Below are 18113 nucleotides of genomic sequence, written 5' to 3'. Positions count from 1 at the left end.
CTCTATTCAATCGGGTACGAACTGGACTTTCATGGTCGCGGCATCGCCGCCGTGCTTGGTGAAGAATGGCAGCATTTCCTCCAGCGGCAACCGGTGGGAAACGAGCCGCGCCATAGAGCCCCCGTTTGAAAAGTCCTGTTTCAATATGTCCAATGCCTGCGGAATGTTACGGTTCAAAGAATGCGAACCGGCAATCCTGATCTGGCGACGGAAAATCTCGAAGGGTGCCACTGAAATTCGTGCGTCGGGCGCACAGACGCCAAATACCAGAACGGTTCCTCCATCGGCGGTGAAGCCGACCATGCTTTCGACCACCCCGGCTATGCCGGTGGCGTCGGCGACAAAATCAAAGCTGCGCTGGCGCCTGTCCAGCGCTTGCGAACCGGACACGACCGGCTCAAGCCCGAGGCTTTCAACGAAAGCCAGCCGGTGTTCATTGATGTCGGCGACCGCAACCTCGGACACGCCCTGCGCTTTCAGCGACAGGGCCAGCAACAGGCCGATGGGGCCTGCCCCGAAAACCAGCGCATTTTCAGTACCGTGCGGGCCAGTCTTCAAGCCTGCCGCGCCAAGCCCGTTCAGCACGCAGGCCAACGGTTCGGCAAGGGCCGCGATATCATAAGGCAGATCACCGATAGAATGGAGATGGCTGGCATTGACGAGGCTCATGCCAGCAAAGCCGCCATTATGGGTCACGCCATAAGCTTTCAGGTCGGAGCAGAGATTGGTCAGCCCCTTGAGGCAGGCGCGGCAGTGACCACAGGGAATATTCGGATCGACCGCAACGCGGTCGCCGACCTTCACATTGGTCACGTCTTCGGCGATGGCCATCACCCTGCCCGCATATTCATGCCCCGGCACCAGCGGAAAGGCACTCGACCCATAGCGGCCATGCAGGACATCAATGTCTGTGTGACAGAGGCCCGACGCCTTGACGCCGATCAGCGCGTGCCCTGGCAGCAATGCCGGTTCCGGCAGATCGGCCATGCCTGCTTCGCCATGGCCGGTAAAATAGATCGCTTTCATTGCACTATCCCGGCCTCGCCTTACGCCATCCAGTTGCCGCCATCGACACCGAAGGTCTGGGCGAGGATATAGTCGCTGTCGGACGAGGCGAGGAACACCGCCATGCCGGTAATATCCTCCGGCGTCGCGAAGCGACCAATCGGCACCGACTTCGCCACGGCTGCTTTTTTCTCGCCCGGCTTCAGGCCCTCCCATTTGGCGAAATTCGCATCCACCACATCCCAATGTTCGCCGTCGACCACGCCCGGCGCAATCGCATTGACGTTGATGCCATGCTTGACCAGAGCGAGAGCCGCCGACTGCGTGGCGGAAATGATTGCCGCCTTGGATGCGCAATAGAGCGTCACCAGCGCCTCACCACGGCGACCCGCCTGGCTCGCCATATTGATGATCTTGCCGCCGCGTCCGCGCTTGATCATCACATTTGAAACCGCCTTCATCATAAAAAGCGGGCCCTTGAGATTAATACCCAAAACGCGCTCGTAGCTGTCCTCGGTCAGTTCATTGATCGGCGCCATGTCGAAGATTGCGGCATTGTTGACCAGAATATCGATGCCGCCATATTCGGCATCGATGGCGGCCACCACCTTGTCGATTGCGCCCAGATCGGTCACGTCCAGCTTCACCGCCTTCACGGATGGACCGATACCGCGCGCGGCTTCTTCCGCGCGCTCGATATTGATATCGGCAATGATGACCTTTGCACCCTCTTGCGCGTAGGCCGCCGCAAAGCCAAGCCCGATGCCACGCGCAGCGCCGGTAATGAGGGCAACCTTGTCTTTCAGTCTCATGGACTTTCTCCGGTAATGTGATTGTTTTTCCTTACGCATTATCCGACGCAAAACCGCTTCGCACTTTTGCTGGAAATGCTTCTTTAAAGATGCGTTTTCTTTTCAGACAGGATCAGCGGATGGCGGTCACGGCGCTGGAGCGACAGGCCATTGGGCGTGAACAGATGCGCGTCGGCGGTATCAAAACCGAGCCTTGCCGTCTCATGCGCACGCGCCGTGCTATTGCCGCCTGCTTCCGCCACGATCAGGCCGGAAGCGCCATCGTTTTGCACATAGAGATAAGTCTGGCCGCCAAGACGCTCGACCACCATGATCTCGCCTTCGAGAATGCCGTCATCCGCCGGATGCAGATGTTCCGGGCGAACGCCCAGCACAAGCGGCGCACCGGCGCTCACCCCTTCACCGGCAACCGGCACCTTGACCGAACGCCCATTGGCAAGCTGCACCGTCACGCCATCGCTATCGACGGCGCCCGCCTTGACCTCGATGAAATTCATGGTCGGCGATCCGATGAAACCCGCCACAAAGCGATTGACCGGGTGGTGATAAAGCTCCAGCGGTGAACCGACCTGTTCCAGCTTGCCATCGCGCAGCACGACGATCTTGTCGGCCAGCGTCATGGCTTCCACCTGATCATGCGTGACATAGATCATCGTCGCATTCAGCCGGTCATGCAGGCGCGCCAATTCGATACGCATCTGCACGCGCAACGCCGCGTCAAGATTGGACAGCGGTTCATCGAACAGGAAAATCTTCGGCTCGCGCACCATGGCGCGCCCAATGGCGACGCGCTGGCGCTGACCGCCCGAAAGCTGGCGCGGTTTGCGGTCCAGCAATTTGTCGAGCTGCAATGTCCTGGCAACATCTTCCACCTTGCGGTCACGCTCGGCCTTGCCGACACCTGCAAGCTTGAGCGCGAAACCCATATTGTCGCGCACATTCATATGCGGATAGAGCGCATAGGTCTGGAACACCATCGCAAGCCCGCGTTCGTCCGGCGGCGTATCGTTGCATTGCTGCCCGTCGATCAGCAGATCACCGCTGGTAATTTCTTCCAGCCCCGCGATCATCCGCAGAAGCGTAGATTTGCCCGAACCGGACGGCCCGACGAAGACCACGAATTCGCGGTCTTCGATGTTAAGGTCCACACCCTTGATGACATCAATATTGCCGAAGGACTTGGTGGCGTTATGAAAAGAAAGCGTAGCCATGGGGTTCCCTTTACTTCACGGCGCCGAAGGTGAGACCGCGCACCAGCTGGCGCTGCGTAACCCAACCGAAGACGAGGATCGGCGCGATGGCGAGCGTGGACGCTGCCGAGAGTTTTGCCCAGAAAAGCCCTTCCGGTGACGAGAAGGACGCGATGAATGCCGTGAGAGGCCCGGCCTGCGAGGCCGTGAGATTGAGGCTCCAGAAGGCTTCGTTCCAGCACAGGATGATGGAAAGAAGCGCCGTCGATGCAATGCCGGGCAGGCTTAGCGGCAGGAGCAGATAGCGTATCTGCTGGCCGACCTTCGCCCCGTCCATGCGGCTCGCCTCAAGGATTTCATGCGGCACTTCCTTGAAGAAGGAATAGAGCATCCAGACCACAATCGGCAGATTGGAAAGAGTGAAGATGATGATCAGACCGGTGCGCGTGTCGAGAAGCCCGGTATCGCGCGCCAGAAGATAGATCGGCACCAGAACACCCACCGCAGGCAGCATCTTGGTCGAGAGCATCCACAACAGCAGATCCTTGGTGCGTTTTCCCGGAAAGAATGCCGCCGCATATGCCGCCGGAACGGCGATCAGCAGCGACAGGATCGTCGCGCCAAGGCTCTCGATCACGCTGTTCATGGCGTAGCGGAAATAGTCGGCGCGCTGATTGACCGCCGCGAAATTTTCCAGCGTCGGCTCGAAGAACAACTTTGGCGGGGCCACCGCGTCGATCTCCGTCTTGAATGCCGCAAGCAGCATCCAGAGGATCGGGAAGAACATCAAAAGCGCCACGATCCAGCCGATAATCCCGGCGGAGAGCGCGGCTTTGTCGAACTTGCGTTTTGCAGCCATCGTTCGTCTCCCCTAATTATCCAGATTGCGCGCCACGGTTCGGATGAGGAACGCGGCAACGATATTGGCGAGGATGATGGCGACGACACCGGCAGCGGAAGCGCCACCGATATCCCACTGAAGGAGCGCCTTCAGATAGATGAAATAGGTCAGCGTCGTCGTGGCAATACCCGGCCCACCGGAGGTAGTGACGAGGATTTCCGCGAAGACCGACAGGAGAAAGATCGTCTCGATCATGATGACGACCGAGATCGGGCGCAGCAGATGCGGCAGGACGATATAAAAGAACATCACCGGCCCTTTGGCGCCATCAAGCCGCGCCGCTTCCATCTGCTCGCGGTCGAGCGACTGCATGGCGGTCATCAGGATAAGCGTCGCGAAAGGCACCCACTGCCAGGATACGATCATGATGATCGACGCCATCGGAAACTGTCCGAACCAGTCGATGACCGGCAGTCCGAGACTGCGCGAGATGAAAGCGAACAACCCGTTGACCGGATGCATCAGGAGATTTTTCCAGATCAGCGCCGACACTGTCGGCATGACGAAGAACGGCGCAATGACCAGAAGTCGCGCAATGTTTTTGCCCCAGAAATCCTGATCGAAAATCACCGCAAACAAAACGCCCAGCACCACCGAAATGGCCAGAACCGAGCCCAGCAGAATGAGCGTCTTCGTGATGGCCGACCAGAGCCCCGGATCGGACAGCAGGAACTTGTAATTCGAGAAACCGGCAAAGCCGGTCACGAAGGGATTGATGAGATTGTAATACTGAAACGAGAACCAGAGCGTCATCGCCAGTGGAACGATCATCCATAGCAAGAGCAGGATGACTGCGGGTGCAAGCAGAGGTCCGGTGCGGACGCTGCGGCGCGATTTTGCGGCAAAGCGCGATTTGGTGCCTGTGGCCAAGGCCGGGTTTGCTGGCATGTCTGACGTTCCTCCCCTTCCCGCTTCAACATCCACCGCGCCCGAAAAGGGTGCGGCGGATCGCGCGAAAATCGAGCCTGCTGCTCTCACTCGGGAGCGCAGCAGGCTGATGGTAACCGGATTACTTGATGTAACCGGACTGCGTCATGATCTGTTCGGCCTGCTTCTGTGCGCCATCGAGCGCCGCATCGACGCTTTGCTGACCGGCGACAGCCGAAGAGATTGCCTGACCGACAATGGTGCCGATCGCCTGGAATTCAGGGATCGCCACGAACTGGATGCCGGTATAGGGGACCGGGTCCTTGGTCGGCTTGGTCGGGTCGGCCGATTCAATCGCCTTGAGAACCGTCTCGGCGAAAGGCGCGGCCTTCTTGTACTCTTCATTGGCGTAGGTCGACTGACGCGTACCCGGCGGAACGGCAACCCAGCCTTCCGACTTGCCGACCAGTTCGACGTAGCCCTTCGAGGTCGCCCATTTCAGGAACGACTTTGCGGCTTCCGCCTTCTTGGTCGATGCCGGGATGGCGAGGTTCCACGACCAGGCCCAGGACGAGCCATTCGGCGTCACTTCGACAGGCGCCTTGGTGAAGGCCACCTTGTCGGCAACCTGGCTCTGCTTCGGATCGTAAATGCGGCCCGCAGCCGAGGTGGCGTCGATCCACATGGCGCAATGGCCGGTGGAGAACAGCGCCTGATTTTCATTGAAGCCGTTCGAGGTGATTCCGGGAGGGCCTGCTTCCTTCATCAGATCGACGTAGTAGTTGATGGCCTTTTTCCAGGTATCGGAGCTCATCTGCGGCTTCCAGCTCTCATCGAACCAGCTGCCGCCAAATGTGTTCACCAGGGTGGAAAGATAGGCCATGTTTTCGCCCCAGCCCGGCTTGCCGCGCAGGCAAAGACCGTACTGTTCTTTCGATTTGTCGGTGAGTTTGGTCGCGAATTCCTTGATCTCGGCATAGGTCGGCGCATCCGGCATTTTCAGGCCAGCGGCTTCGAACAGATCCTTTCGATAAAGGGTGAACGAGCTTTCCGCGTAAAACGGCACGGCATAAAGCTTGCCATCGACCGTCAGACCGGCGCGCACCGGCTTGATAAGATCGTCATAGTCGTAATCGTCGCCCAGATCATCGACCGCAAGAAGCCATCCGGCCTTGCCCCAGATCGGGGTTTCATAACCGCCGATGGTCATGATGTCGAACTGGCCGCTCTTGGTTGCGATGTCCGTCGTGACACGCTGGCGCAGCACGTTTTCTTCGAGCACCACCCAGTTGAGCTTGTTGCCGGTGGCCTTTTCCCACTCCGGCGAAAGCTTCTGCATGATGATCATATCGGCATTGTTGACCGTTGCGATCGTGAGCTCCTCCGCCCACGCCGAACCGGCAAACATTGCGACGCCAGCGGCAGACGCAATAAGCCCTGTCACATAAGTTTTGGTCCGCATTTCGTCTCCTCCTTTACGAATGCATAGCAAAATTCTTACATATGTAAAATTTATGGCGCGGCTCTCCGTAGCTTGTCAAGCACGGTTTTTGATTTTGATTTGCGCGCTGAAAAGACCATTCATTCGATTGTTTTCCTGGCCGAAACAACGGATTTTTCACCGCGCGATCTGACCCCGCGATTATCTTAGCACATTCAAATATGCACTGCATCGTTCCAGATGTTCGTCATTGTTCGCTTGACCTTTGCTTCAGCCTTTGACAGTTTGACTTGGGTCTGCCGCGAAAAATTTCATGGCGGGTCTGGTTGGAGGAACATCCTGAAATTATTGGAAAACAAGCTGCAGACCATGTGTCGCGCATCTATGGGCCAGCGCATCTGGACCCGACCGATAGCAGGAGAATGTGAGCTGTCACCGCAAGAAATTGCAGCGGGAAGCTGACGGACAGGACAGAGAAACGTGCGCAAAACCATACGCACCATGGAAGACTTTTCGGAATTCGTCGGGCTGTCGCGCCCCACAGTTTCCAAATATTTCAACGACCCATCATCCGTCCGCCCGAAGACCCGCGAGATCATCGAAGCGGCCGTCAAGCAGTCCGGTTTTCGTCCCAATCTTTTCGCGGTGAACCTTAATCGTCGTCGCACGACAATATTGGGAATCATCATTCCAAACCAGCTCGATCATTTCTACATGGCGATGACCCGCAGGCTGCAAACGCTGGCCGAGCAACGGGGTTATCTGACTGTCGTTCTGTCGTCGGATGGCAAGCCGGAACTGGAAAAGCGCGCGATTGAAACGCTTCGCTCGCTCAATGTCGCGGGCGCCATCATCGCACCGCTTGGCGAACAGTCGCAGCATTCCGCGCTGGCGCGTCTCGCCGACGACGTCCCCATCGTCTATGTGGATTCGCCACTCGACAGCACCACGCCTTTCGTCGGCACCGACAACCAGAAATCGTTCCACCTGATCGTCGATTATCTCTGCCGTTCTGGCAGCGAGCCTTGCTATTTCTCGATGCCGATTGTGAACAACAACGCTCTCAAACGGCGCGAAGCCTATACGACGGCAATGGAAAAGCTCGGTCACGAGCCACGCATCATCGAACTGGAACCGAGCCGCAGCTGGGATTTCGAACAATATGCCTTTGAACAGACGGCGCGCATCATGCGCGAGAAGGCAAGTTTTCCGACCTCGACGGTGCTCTGCTCCAACGACCGCATCGCCTTTGGCGTTACGGGCGCGCTCTGGCAGGCGGGACTGAAAATCGGCAGGCTCAAGGATTGCGATATCCGCGTGGCCGGTCACGATAACAATCCGCTGTCGGAATATACCTGCCCGCCGCTCACTACGGTCGCACAGGATTATAACGAAATCGGCAGGCTGGCGATTGAGCTTCTGTTCCGTACATTGGGCGAAGATTCCGAAGATCGGCTCGAACTGCCCGAAAGCAACCGCATCCTGCTGAATGCGGAGATCAAGCTGAGAATGTCAGCTTAAATACGCAATTATCGGCAGCAATCACGCCGAACTGCGCATGATCAGATGGCTGTCGAGATAGCGAATATCCTCGCCGGTCGCGCTGCTGCTGTCCTGCTCATTGATGCGTGAAAACAGCATATCCAAACCAAGCTGCGCGATCTGGCGGTAATCCTGGGCAACCGTCGTCAGAGGCGGGCAGGTGAAGCGGCTCAGTGGGTGATCGTCGTGACCGGCGACACGCAGATCGCTGCCTTCCTCTCGCCCGACATGACGCCTGCGTTCAAAAGCTGCCGAAATCACGCCGAAGGCCAGACGATCATTGGCGCAGAGAACCGTGCGCGTCGGGAAACCGCCGCGGTCGAGAATACGCCCCGCCTCCTGATAGCCGAGCTCCTCGAAACTCCAGTTTTTCGGGGTCATCGGCAAAACGATGGGCTCGATACCGAGCCTTTCCATCGTGGCGATATAGGCTGCGCGGCGCTCCAGCGCGTTCTGGTTGACGGCAGGCATTTCCAGAAAACAGGGATGCTCGCCGGTCCTGCATAGATATTCGGTAATGTTGCCGATGCTGACGCGGTTGTCGGTGCCGACAAAAGGCTGGTCCTCGCCGATACGGCTATCCAGAAACACCACCGGCATCGAATCGGAAAGGCTGGACAGAAGCTTGGTGTCGGTTTCGAAACCAAGCGGCGCCATCAACACACCGGCGATCTTGAGCGACATCAGCGAGCGCATGGCGCGTGCTTCAAGCTTGCGCTCGCCATGCGACGACAGAACGATGGTCCAATAACCTTCCGCAAGGCATCGCAATTCGATCTGGCGAATGATTTCGGCATAGAACGGATCGGAAATATGCGGAACGATGACGCCGATATTCTTCGGCTTCTTGCGGTTGAGGCTGACGGCGAAAATATTGGGCTGATAGTTGTAATCCTTCAGCGCCTTTTCGATGCGGGCGCGCGTGGAAGGCTTTACGCTTTCCGGATTATCGAAATATTTCGAGACCGTAGGACGCGACAAGCCGCTTGCCACGGCGAACTCCTCCATCGTCCTGATCTTGTTTTCAGCCATGCTCCGCTTTCCTCGGGCCAGTCCCGATCGGCGCCCACTCTACGCCTCAAGATTTTTCCATGCGTAAATTTATTTTTTCACAGAAGCAACCTGAATTTCACCGGTGCCAGCCCTTATTACCGCAGAAAATGCTGATATAAGGCAACACGACTGTTTTTCCCGCCGCTATTCGGGCGAAATTAAATCGTTATAATTTTTACACGTGAAAAATTATATATTGACACGTTGAACAAGCTCCATCATGTCTAGTGAAGCTCGATAATGGGCTGAAGGCACCTGCCCTTCCGGGAGATTTGAAGACCGACGCAAAGTGCTGCGGTCCGATGAACCAGCAGGTAAGTCATCGTTCATGTCCCTGTTAGAAGGACAAGCCCGGCAGACGCCGGTTCATACGGAGGAAATCATGTTTCGCACTTCTCTCGGCCGCATTCTCTTGTCCGGCGTCGCTCTGGCCATGATGGCGGGTTCTGCCTCTGCCGAAGGCGTTGGCGCATCACTTCTCACCCAGCAGCATCCGTTCTACATCTCGCTCGCTGACGCGATGAAGAAGGAAGCGCAGGCAGAAAACGTGCCGCTCGAAATTTCTATCGCCAATCAGGACCTGAGCAAGCAGCTCGCCGATGTGGAAGATTTCATTACCAAGGGCGTCGATGTCATCATCATTTCGCCGGTTGACAGCAAGGGCGTGCGCTCGGCCATCAACAAGGCTGAAAAGGCTGGCATCAAGGTCATCACGGTCGATGTGCCTGCCAACAATGTGGACGTGACCTCCTTCGTCGGCACCGACAACTTTGCCGGTGGCGAACGCGCTGCCGAACTGATGGCCAAGACCATCGGCGAAAAGGGCAATGTCGCCGTCATCGATTACCCGACGGTTCAGTCAGTTGTTGACCGCGTTGAAGGCTTCAAGAAGGGCATCGCCAAGTATCCCGACATCAAAATCGTGGCGATCCAGCCGGGCATCACCCGTCCGGAAGCACTGGCGACCGCGCAGAACATCTTGCAGGCCAACCCGGATATCGTCGGCATCTTCGGCTTCGGCGATGATGCTGCACTTGCCGCCGCATCGGCTGTGAAAGCCGCCAAGCTTGAAAATCAGGTCAAGGTGATCGGCTTTGACGGCATGGAAGAAGCCCGCAACGCCGTGAAAAACGACCCGATCATGGTCGGCGTGATCGCGCAATATCCAGACCAGATGGGCAAGGTTGCAGTTGAAACCGCCGCCAAGGTCATCAAGGGCGAGAGCGTTCCGGCCAAGCAGCCAATCGTTCCGGGCGTCGTCACCAAGGACGGCGAAACCAAGTAAGACCGCGTGAAGCAGCGACACTCCTCCCAGTCGCTGTTTCCTTTTTGCGGTGGCGGCCCGGAAAGCCTCCCCTTTCCGGGCCGCCACCGCATCCCTTTAGACAGCACGGCTGTGCGGACCCGGCCATATCCGGTTCGTGGCAGACTGCAGCAAACGGAGCGTGGAGGCCTCAAAAGTGACAGATCCTGTGACAGCAACCCAATCCGAACAGATGACGGCAGCGGATACGGTTCTGGAAATTCGCGATGTTGCGAAGTCTTTCGGCCCGGTCATCGCGCTGAAGCGCATGAACCTGACCGTGCGGCGCGGACGCGTGCATACGCTGCTCGGTGAAAACGGCGCTGGCAAATCGACGCTGATGAAGATTCTGGCCGGCGTGTTCAAGCCGACCTCCGGCACGATTTTGCTCAAAGGCGCGGCCTATGCGCCGAAGAACCCGCGCGATGCACGCGCCAGCGGGATCGCCATCGTCTTTCAGGAATTGAGCCTCTCCCGCAACCTGACCGTTGCCGAGAATATTTTCGCGAACCACGAGCCGAGCCGCTTCGGCTTCATCCGCGAGCGCGAGCTGAACGCGGAAGCGACCAGACTTGTTGCCGATCTCGGACTTCCGGTCGATCCGCGCGCCAAGGTCGGCGATCTTTCGATTGCCCAGCGTCAGCTCGTCGAAATCGCCAAGGGCTTGAGCCAGCCTGCCGATGTCGTCATTCTGGACGAGCCGACTTCGTCGCTCTCCGACAGCGAGGCGGAAATCCTGTTTTCAATCATCGAGCGCCTGAAGGCCAAGGGCACTGCCGTCATCTATATCTCGCACCGCATGGAAGAAATCATGCGGCTTTCCGACGACATTACGGTTGTTCGCGATGGCGAATATGTCACGACCACCGAAAAGAGCGAGACCAGCATCGAGCGCCTGATCGCGCTGATGGTCGGTCGCGAGATGAACGACATTTATCCGCCGCGTGAAGCGCCACGTCCTTCGGACGCCGTTCCGCCGATTCTCGCGACAAAGAACCTGTCCGTACCGGGCAAGTTCCACGAGGTCTCCATCGATGTGAAGCCCGGCGAAGTCCTTGGGCTTTTCGGACTGGTCGGTTCTGGCCGTTCGGATGTAATGAAGGCGCTGTTCGGGATGCTGCGGCCAACGGGCGAAATCAGGCTCGAAGGCGAAGCCATCACGCTTGCCTCGCCGACCGATGCCATTCGCCACGGCATTGCCTTCGTGACCGAGAACCGCAAGGAAGAAGGCCTTGTTCTTCCGCATAGCGTCGAGCGCAACATCAATATGGTGGGGCTCGGCCAGCTGGCGGGGCCTTTCGGCCTGATGCGTTCCAGCGCGGAGCGCTCCGCCGCCAAGGCGGAAGTGCTGCGCCTTGCCATCAAGACCGCTTCCATCGACACGGTTGCCGGATCGCTCAGCGGCGGTAATCAGCAGAAGATCGTGCTGGCCAAGTGGCTGCAGACAAAACCGCGCATCCTCATTCTCGACGAACCGACACGCGGTGTCGATGTCGGCGCGAAATTCGAAATCTATCGCATCATCCGTGAACTTGCCGCCAATGGCGCGGCGATTCTGATGGTTTCCTCCGAACTGCCGGAAGTGCTGGGCCTCAGCGACCGGGTGGTCATCATGCATAACAAGCATGTCGCCGCCATTGTCGATGCCGATGGCCTTACGCCCGAAACCGTCATGAGCTACGCAGCAGGAATGCACCTATGAGCAACGCCCAAAATATCCAGAAGAAAGCCGTGGACGCGGAAGTCCGCCGTTCGCTTTTCTCCTCCCCGCTGGTTCGCCAATATGGCGGCATCATTGTTTCGCTGGCCGTGCTCTGCGTGGTCTTCGCAGTGTTGAACCCGCGCTTTCTCGCATTCAACAACTTCATGAACATCATGCAGCAGGTGGCGGTGATTGCCGTTGCCGCCTATGGCATGACCTATGTGATCCTGCTCGGTGAGATCGACCTTTCGATTGGCTCCATCATCGCCGTTTCCGGAATGGTGGCGGCGCAAGCCTTCTCCATGGGGTTCGGCTTTGTGCCAACCGTGGTTTTCACCCTTGCGGCGGGCGCCATCATGGGCGGCTTGAACGGAGTGCTTTCGGCAAAGCTGATGCTGCCCTCCTTCATCGTGACGGTCGCGACAATGGGCATCTATCGCGGCATGGTCAGCCTGCCGACCAATGGCGCGCCGGAAATCATCGAAAACGATACCTGGCTCGCCATCGGGTCGGAAAACTGGCTCGGCCTGCCGATCATCATCTGGATTGTCGGCGTCCTGTTCATTTTCAACTATATCCTGCTGTCGAAGACCGTGTTCGGTCGCCGCATCTATCTGTCGGGCGGCAACAAGGAAGCGGCGATTTATTCGGGCATCCGCGTCGACCGCATCAAGATCATCGTCTTCATGCTCTCCGGCGTCATGGCTGCGATCAGCGGCATTCTGCTCTCGTCGCGCCTGTCCTCGGCGCAGACCAATGCGGGCATGGGCTACGAACTCGACGCCATTGCGGCGGTCGTGCTGGGCGGCACCTCGCTTGCGGGCGGCGTCGGCACCATGGTCGGCACCATTCTCGGCGCGCTCATCATCGGCGTTATCAATAACGGCATGAACATGCTGTCTGTGCCTTATTTCTATCAGCTCATCGTCAAGGGCGTGGTCATTCTGGTCGCGGTCTGGCTCGATGTGCGCTCGAAATCCGTACGGACGTAATCGGTGCAGCATATGAAAAAGATCATCACTATCGGCGAAATCGTCGTCGAGATCATGGCCGTGGAAACCGGCAACGGTTTCAAATCCGCCATCCCGTTGATCGGCCCGTTCGCCTCCGGCGCGCCCGCGATCTTCATCGATCAGGCGGCCAAGATGGGCCAGCCTTGCGGCATGGTCAGCGCGGTCGGCAATGACGATTTCGGCGCGCTCAATGTCGAGCGCCTGCAAAACGACGGCGTGGATATTTCGGCCATCGGCGTGCATCCGACAGCCGCCACCGGCAGCGCCTTCGTGCGCTATCGCCCGGATGGCAATCGCGACTTCATCTTCAACATCAAGCACAGCGCATGCAGCGCAATCGGCCTGACACCAGAAGCTGAAAAGCTGATCGAGACCGCCGATCATCTGCATATCATGGGTTCGGCCCTGTTCTCCGACGGCATCGTTTCGGCGATCCACGAGGCGACAATCCGCATCAAGGCGAAGGGCGGCACCGTGTCCTTCGACCCGAATATCCGCAAGGAAATGCTGGAATTGCCGGGCATGCGTCAGGCACTGGCCCATGCTCTGGAAAACACCGACCTGTTCATGCCGAGCGGCCCGGAAATTTTCCTCTTCACCAAGGCGACCGAGGAAAAGGCAGCCGTGGAAGAGCTGCTGGCGCGGGGTGTCAAGGCCGTTGTGGTCAAGCGCGGCGCGGAAGGCGCCAGCTATTTCGACCAGTCCGGTGAAGTTTTCGCGCCCGCTTTCAAGGTCGATGAAATCGACCCGACCGGAGCAGGCGACAGTTTTGGCGCGGCATTCGTCACCTGCTGGCTGCGCGACATGGCCCCGAAGGAAGCTCTTGTCATCGCCAATGCCACCGGCGCACGCGCCGTCGGCGTCAAGGGACCGATGGAAGGCACCTCGACCATGGCTGAAATTGTAGCCTTCCTGCAGAAAAACGGAGTTCCAGCATGAGCAGCACGAACGTTCTGAGCGCACTTCCCGCCCGTTATGCAAGCGGCGTTCGCGGTGGCATCACGTCGATCTGCTCTGCGCATCCGCTGGTGATCGAAGCAGCCCTCCTCGAAGGCATCGCGACCGAGACCGACGTGCTGATCGAGGCTACCTGCAATCAAGTCAATCAGGATGGCGGCTATACGGGCATGACGCCTGCCGACTTCCGCCGCTTCGTGGAAGACATCGCCGCTCGCGTCGGCTTCGACACCAAGCGGCTTATTCTGGGCGGCGACCATCTCGGCCCCAACCCGTGGAAACATCTGCCAGCCGAAGAAGCCCTTGCGAAATCGGATGTCATGATCGACGCCTTCGTGCGCGCAGGCTTCACCAAAATCCATCTCGATACGTCGATGGGCTGCGCTGGCGAGCCAGTCGCGCTGCCTGATGCCGTGACAGCCGAGCGCGCTGCGCGTCTCGCCAAGGTTTCCGAAACGGCGGCCCGCGAAGCCGGATACGACCTGCCGGTCTATATCATCGGCACGGAAGTCCCGATTCCCGGTGGTGCGATGGAAGAAATCGAAGAGCTGGAGCTGACCAAGCCGGGCGCTGCCGTCGAAACCGTCGCCATTCACCGCAAAGCTTTTGCAGCACTCGGACTGGAAGACGCCTTTTCCCGCGCCATCGGTGTTGTGGTGCAGCCGGGTGTCGAATTCGGCAATGAGAATGTCGTCTTCTACAACAGCGAAAAAGCGACGGCTTTAAGCGCTGTTCTGAGCGAAATGCCGCACTTCGTGTTCGAAGCCCATTCGACCGATTACCAGTCGGTGGAAGCGCTTTCCGATCTCGTGCACGACGGTTTCGCTATTCTGAAAGTCGGCCCCGGCCTGACTTTTGCACTGCGCGAGGCGCTTTATGGTCTCGACCAGATTGCGGCATTCCTCGACAAGCTGCCGGAGGAAGAAACCCTGCGCGGCAAGATGGAAGCGCTGCTTCTGGCCGAGTCGAAGAACTGGGAAAAATATTACCACGGCGACGCGGAAGAGCTGCGGCTGCAACGCCATTTCTCCTATAGCGACCGCATTCGCTATTACTGGCCGCACCCGGTGGCAACCGCCGCCGTCGATTCGCTTTTGAAGCGCCTGGAAGGTCGCAAGATACCCGAAACGCTGATCAGCCAATATCTCGGCACGCTTTATCCGGCTGTCGCCTCGGGTGCGGTCGAAGCCACGCCGCATGCGCTGATGGTCGAAGCCGTTCGCAATGTCGTACGCACTTACGGCAAGGCTGTCGCCTAATTCTTGGAACAGCTTGCGCCTTGCGGCGCAAGCTATTGGTCTATTTTTCCGGCGCAAGCCGCGCCAGAAAATCGTCGCACCAGCGTGTGACGTCATGGGTTTTGAGAAAATCCATCATGTCGTTATAGCGTTCCTGCCGTTCTTCCAGCGGCATGGACAGCGCCCGCGCAATCGCATAGGCAACGGCTTCCGTATCATAGGGATTGACCAGAACCGCACCATCCAGTTCCTGCGCGGCACCGGCAAAGCGTGAAAGCACAAGCACGCCGGGATCATCCGGGTCCTGCGCCGCGACATATTCCTTTGCCACGAGGTTCATGCCATCGCGCAGCGGCGTGACCAGCCCCACTTTCGCCAGACGATAAAGCCCGGCCAGCACATCGCGATTGAGAGACCGGTTGATATAGCGGATCGGCGTCCAGTCGAAGGTGGCGTTCGCCCCGTTGATGCGCCCGGCCATTTCCGCCACTTCCCGCTGCATATCCTTATATTCCGGCACTTCGGTGCGAGACTTCGGCGTCACCTGCAAAAAGGTGACATGGCCGCGATTGACCGGATCGATTTTCAGAAAATTCTCGAAAGCTTCAAGCCGGTTGGTGATCCCCTTGGAATAATCCAGCCGGTCGACGCCGATGATCAGATCGCGCCCGCTCATGCTGTCGCGCATGCGCTTTACGGAACTGCTGTTTTGCGTCTTCATCGCAATCTCGGCAAAGGCTTCGGTTTCGATGCCGATACCAAAACTGTCCACGCTGAAGCTGCGCCCGAAAGCCTCGAACCGCCGGGGTTCAATCTGTTTGCCGATCTTTTCCCGCCGCAGACCCCCGATGAAATTCTCCACATCGTTTTCCGTCTGGAAACCGACGAGATCGTAATAGGTCAAACCGCGAATGATCGCCTCATGCACCGGAAGCGTCAAAAGCAGATCGGCTGGAGGCCATGGAATATGCATGAAAAAGCCGATGCGATTTTCCACCCCGCAGCGCCGCAATTCTTCGGCCAGCGGGATCAGGTGATAATCATGCACCCAGATTGTGTCGTCGGGCTCGATTAGCGGCAACAATTGCTGCGCGAACAGCCGGTTGACCCGAAAATAGCCCGCCATATCCTTGCGGGTATAGTCTATGAGGTCCAGCCGGTAATGGCAGAGCGGCCATAGCATACGATTGGCGAAGCCGGCGTAGTATTCGTCGATATCTTTCTTTTGCAGGCTTAGCAGCGCATAGCTGATCGGCCCGACCTGTTTCGTTTCCAGTTGATGTGTCTCTCTGCCGGACAGTGTTTCACCGGACCAGCCGAACCAGACACCCCCTCTGACATTCAAGGCCGCCTGCAAGGCGACGGCCAATCCTCCTGCCGGGGCTTTTCCCTGCTTATCCGGCAGGGGAACGCGGTTGGAAACCACGACAAGGCGTCCCACTCCATTCTCCTTTCATCGTATTATGGTTCCCCCGCCATTTTGATCACCCATGCCCGCAAAGCTTCCGGCGAGGCAACCGCGTCCGTCGAGAGGTCGCTGATCGCTTCGCCCACGGCAATGCCCATTCCGCCCAAATCCATCGCCGCTTGCAGCATCGGTATATCCGTCAGATCGTCCCCGAACGCGACCGGAAGACGCCCGGCAAAGGCCTCGCTCTGCATCAGGCGGCGCAGAGCGACGCCCTTGTCGCCATGACGCGAACGCAGTTCGAAAACGAATTTCCCAGCCTGAACCCGCCAGTCGGGACCGGCCAGTTTTTCCGCCGCATCGATCAATTCACGCGCAATGTCTTCCTTCTCGGGCGCAAGCCTGAAGTGAACTGCGATCGCATTGCCTTTATCTTCCAGCAGAAGCCCGGCAATACCGGATTGCGTCTCACGAATAAAATCCTTGGCGCGCGCGAATTCTTCGCCCGGCTCCAGCTTTTCGACCTGCCCCGACGGCAGCCGGAACTCGGTGCCGTGCAATGCCGCGATAGCGCCTGAATAGGAAGGGAAACGCTTTGCCACGAAATCCAACGGACGGCCCGTCATCAGCGCCACTGCGCCGGACAAACGCTCGCGCAATTTTTCCAAGGCGGTCACCAACGCGGGATCGACAACGACGCCGTCCGGCGTTGGTGCGATATCCAGCAGGGTTCCGTCGATATCGAAGAAAAGCGCATAACCGGAATGCTCCGGCGATAATGCCGCAAGCGAAGTTCTCTCTGTATGGATCGTGGAGAGGTGCATAGGTTCCAAACCGAATACCCCGTCAAAAGTTCCACAATTCCACAATCTTATCCGCTAGGTTATGCGGTTTTCCGATCACGCCATGCGCGGCGTTTTCCGTTTGAACAGCACGGCAGCCAGACCGAGGATCAGCGTGCCCGCGATGAACAGGAAGGCTGCGGCGGCAATCGCCGGGCTGATGTTTTCGCGGATGGTGGAAAACATCTGTCGCGCCAGCGTGCGCTGGTTGGGACCGGCGACGAACAGCGTCAGCACAACCTCATCCAGCGACGTGGCGAAGGCCAGCACCGCGCCCGAAACCACGCCCGGCATGGCGAGCGGCAACGTCACCCGGCGAAACACAGTCAGCGGCGATGCTCCGAGACTTTCCGCCGCAAGCTCCACTCGCTGGTCAATGCCCGCCAGTGCGCCGGTGACGCTCACCATCACAAAGGGGATCGACACCACCGTATGCGCGACGATGACCCCGAAATAGGAATTGGCGATGCCGAGCCGCACGAACAGCAATTGCATGCCGACGCCCATCACCACCGCAGGCACCACCATCGGGAGCAGAAACAGCGTGCGGATTGGACCGGACAGGAACAGCGCCCGATTGCGCAGGCCAAGGGCCGCCATAGTGCCAAGAACCGTTGCCAGCGTCATGGTGCCAAAGCCGATGATCAGGCTGTTAACGATGGCGCGCCGCCAGGCATCGGCTGTTGCCAGTTCCTCGAACCAGCGCATCGACCAGCTTGGCACCGGATAGGTGAGGAACACGCTCGACGTGAAGGCCAGCGGCAGGATGGAGAATAAGGGCGCGACCAGAAAAATGACAGCGGCCACGCCGAACACGATCTTGACGGAGCGTCCCATGA

Annotated in this window: 16 protein-coding genes; 6 read left to right on the top strand and 10 right to left on the bottom strand. The window is 58.4% G+C overall.

What is annotated here, in order from left to right; translation table 11 throughout:
• Window positions 1-6 precede the first annotated feature (6 nt).
• From FIC94_RS09645 to FIC94_RS09620, 6 genes are all read right to left on the bottom strand, one after another.
• On the bottom strand, window positions 7-1026 hold the full coding sequence (locus FIC94_RS09645; protein ID WP_140024715.1) for a zinc-dependent alcohol dehydrogenase family protein: 1020 nt from the start codon (window positions 1024-1026) through the stop codon (window positions 7-9).
• A gap of 20 nt (window positions 1027-1046) precedes the next feature.
• Window positions 1047-1817 (bottom strand): L-iditol 2-dehydrogenase, encoded by a 771-nt coding sequence (locus FIC94_RS09640; RefSeq protein ID WP_140024714.1) that lies wholly within the window; start codon window positions 1815-1817, stop codon window positions 1047-1049.
• A gap of 83 nt (window positions 1818-1900) precedes the next feature.
• Window positions 1901-3028 (bottom strand): ABC transporter ATP-binding protein, encoded by a 1128-nt coding sequence (locus tag FIC94_RS09635; RefSeq protein ID WP_140024713.1) that lies wholly within the window; start codon window positions 3026-3028, stop codon window positions 1901-1903.
• 10 nt (window positions 3029-3038) lie between these two features.
• The gene (locus FIC94_RS09630) at window positions 3039-3866 is read right to left on the bottom strand and encodes a carbohydrate ABC transporter permease (protein ID WP_109366947.1); all 828 of its coding nucleotides are present in this window, start codon (window positions 3864-3866) and stop codon (window positions 3039-3041) included.
• 12 nt (window positions 3867-3878) lie between these two features.
• A complete protein-coding gene (locus FIC94_RS09625; RefSeq protein ID WP_109366946.1) occupies window positions 3879-4796 on the bottom strand; it encodes a carbohydrate ABC transporter permease in 918 nt (305 codons plus the stop codon).
• A gap of 121 nt (window positions 4797-4917) precedes the next feature.
• The gene (locus tag FIC94_RS09620) at window positions 4918-6237 is read right to left on the bottom strand and encodes an ABC transporter substrate-binding protein (protein ID WP_171318019.1); all 1320 of its coding nucleotides are present in this window, start codon (window positions 6235-6237) and stop codon (window positions 4918-4920) included.
• Between the two features lie 480 nt (window positions 6238-6717).
• On the opposite strand from FIC94_RS09620, the gene FIC94_RS09615 reads away from it, so the two are divergent.
• Window positions 6718-7737, top strand: a complete 1020-nt coding sequence (locus FIC94_RS09615) for a LacI family DNA-binding transcriptional regulator (protein WP_109366945.1) — start codon at window positions 6718-6720, stop codon at window positions 7735-7737.
• Window positions 7738-7758: 21 nt separating this feature from the next.
• On the opposite strand, the gene FIC94_RS09610 is transcribed toward FIC94_RS09615, so the two are convergent.
• Window positions 7759-8790 (bottom strand): LacI family DNA-binding transcriptional regulator, encoded by a 1032-nt coding sequence (locus FIC94_RS09610; protein ID WP_109366944.1) that lies wholly within the window; start codon window positions 8788-8790, stop codon window positions 7759-7761.
• A gap of 403 nt (window positions 8791-9193) precedes the next feature.
• Here FIC94_RS09610 and FIC94_RS09605 point away from each other — a divergent pair, with 403 nt between their 5' ends.
• From FIC94_RS09605 to FIC94_RS09585, 5 genes are all read left to right on the top strand, one after another.
• Window positions 9194-10096 carry a substrate-binding domain-containing protein gene (locus tag FIC94_RS09605; RefSeq protein ID WP_140024712.1) on the top strand — a complete coding sequence of 301 codons (903 nt, stop codon included), beginning with the start codon at window positions 9194-9196 and terminating at the stop codon, window positions 10094-10096.
• Between the two features lie 211 nt (window positions 10097-10307).
• Complete coding sequence (locus FIC94_RS09600) at window positions 10308-11816, top strand: sugar ABC transporter ATP-binding protein (protein WP_180917948.1); 1509 nt, start codon at window positions 10308-10310, stop codon at window positions 11814-11816.
• On the top strand, window positions 11813-12808 hold the full coding sequence (locus tag FIC94_RS09595) for an ABC transporter permease (RefSeq protein WP_167836168.1): 996 nt from the start codon (window positions 11813-11815) through the stop codon (window positions 12806-12808). The genes FIC94_RS09600 and FIC94_RS09595 overlap by 4 nt, the downstream gene beginning before the upstream one ends.
• Window positions 12809-12820: 12 nt before the next feature.
• The gene (locus FIC94_RS09590; RefSeq protein ID WP_140024710.1) at window positions 12821-13768 is read left to right on the top strand and encodes a tagatose kinase; all 948 of its coding nucleotides are present in this window, start codon (window positions 12821-12823) and stop codon (window positions 13766-13768) included.
• The gene (locus FIC94_RS09585) at window positions 13765-15045 is read left to right on the top strand and encodes a D-tagatose-bisphosphate aldolase, class II, non-catalytic subunit (RefSeq protein WP_140024709.1); all 1281 of its coding nucleotides are present in this window, start codon (window positions 13765-13767) and stop codon (window positions 15043-15045) included. Before FIC94_RS09590 ends, FIC94_RS09585 begins: the two co-directional genes overlap by 4 nt.
• 40 nt (window positions 15046-15085) lie before the next feature.
• Here the strand turns inward: FIC94_RS09585 and otsA are convergent, their stop codons facing one another.
• The 3 genes from otsA to FIC94_RS09570 all read right to left on the bottom strand — a co-directional run bounded on the left by otsA (window position 15086) and on the right by FIC94_RS09570 (window position 18111).
• Window positions 15086-16465: an alpha,alpha-trehalose-phosphate synthase (UDP-forming) gene (gene otsA, locus FIC94_RS09580; RefSeq protein WP_140024708.1), complete on the bottom strand. Its 1380-nt coding sequence runs from the start codon at window positions 16463-16465 to the stop codon at window positions 15086-15088.
• Window positions 16466-16485: 20 nt separating this feature from the next.
• The gene (otsB, locus tag FIC94_RS09575; protein WP_140024760.1) at window positions 16486-17256 is read right to left on the bottom strand and encodes a trehalose-phosphatase; all 771 of its coding nucleotides are present in this window, start codon (window positions 17254-17256) and stop codon (window positions 16486-16488) included.
• Between the two features lie 75 nt (window positions 17257-17331).
• Window positions 17332-18111, bottom strand: a complete 780-nt coding sequence (locus FIC94_RS09570) for an ABC transporter permease (protein ID WP_140024707.1) — start codon at window positions 18109-18111, stop codon at window positions 17332-17334.
• Between the last annotated feature and the right edge of the window lie 2 nt (window positions 18112-18113).

The sequence above is a fragment of the Ochrobactrum teleogrylli genome (assembly GCF_006376685.1).
Taxonomy (GTDB): Bacteria; Pseudomonadota; Alphaproteobacteria; order Rhizobiales; family Rhizobiaceae; genus Brucella; species Brucella teleogrylli.
Note: the sequence above shows the minus strand (reverse complement) of the source record. Positions and strands in the feature narration are given on the sequence as shown.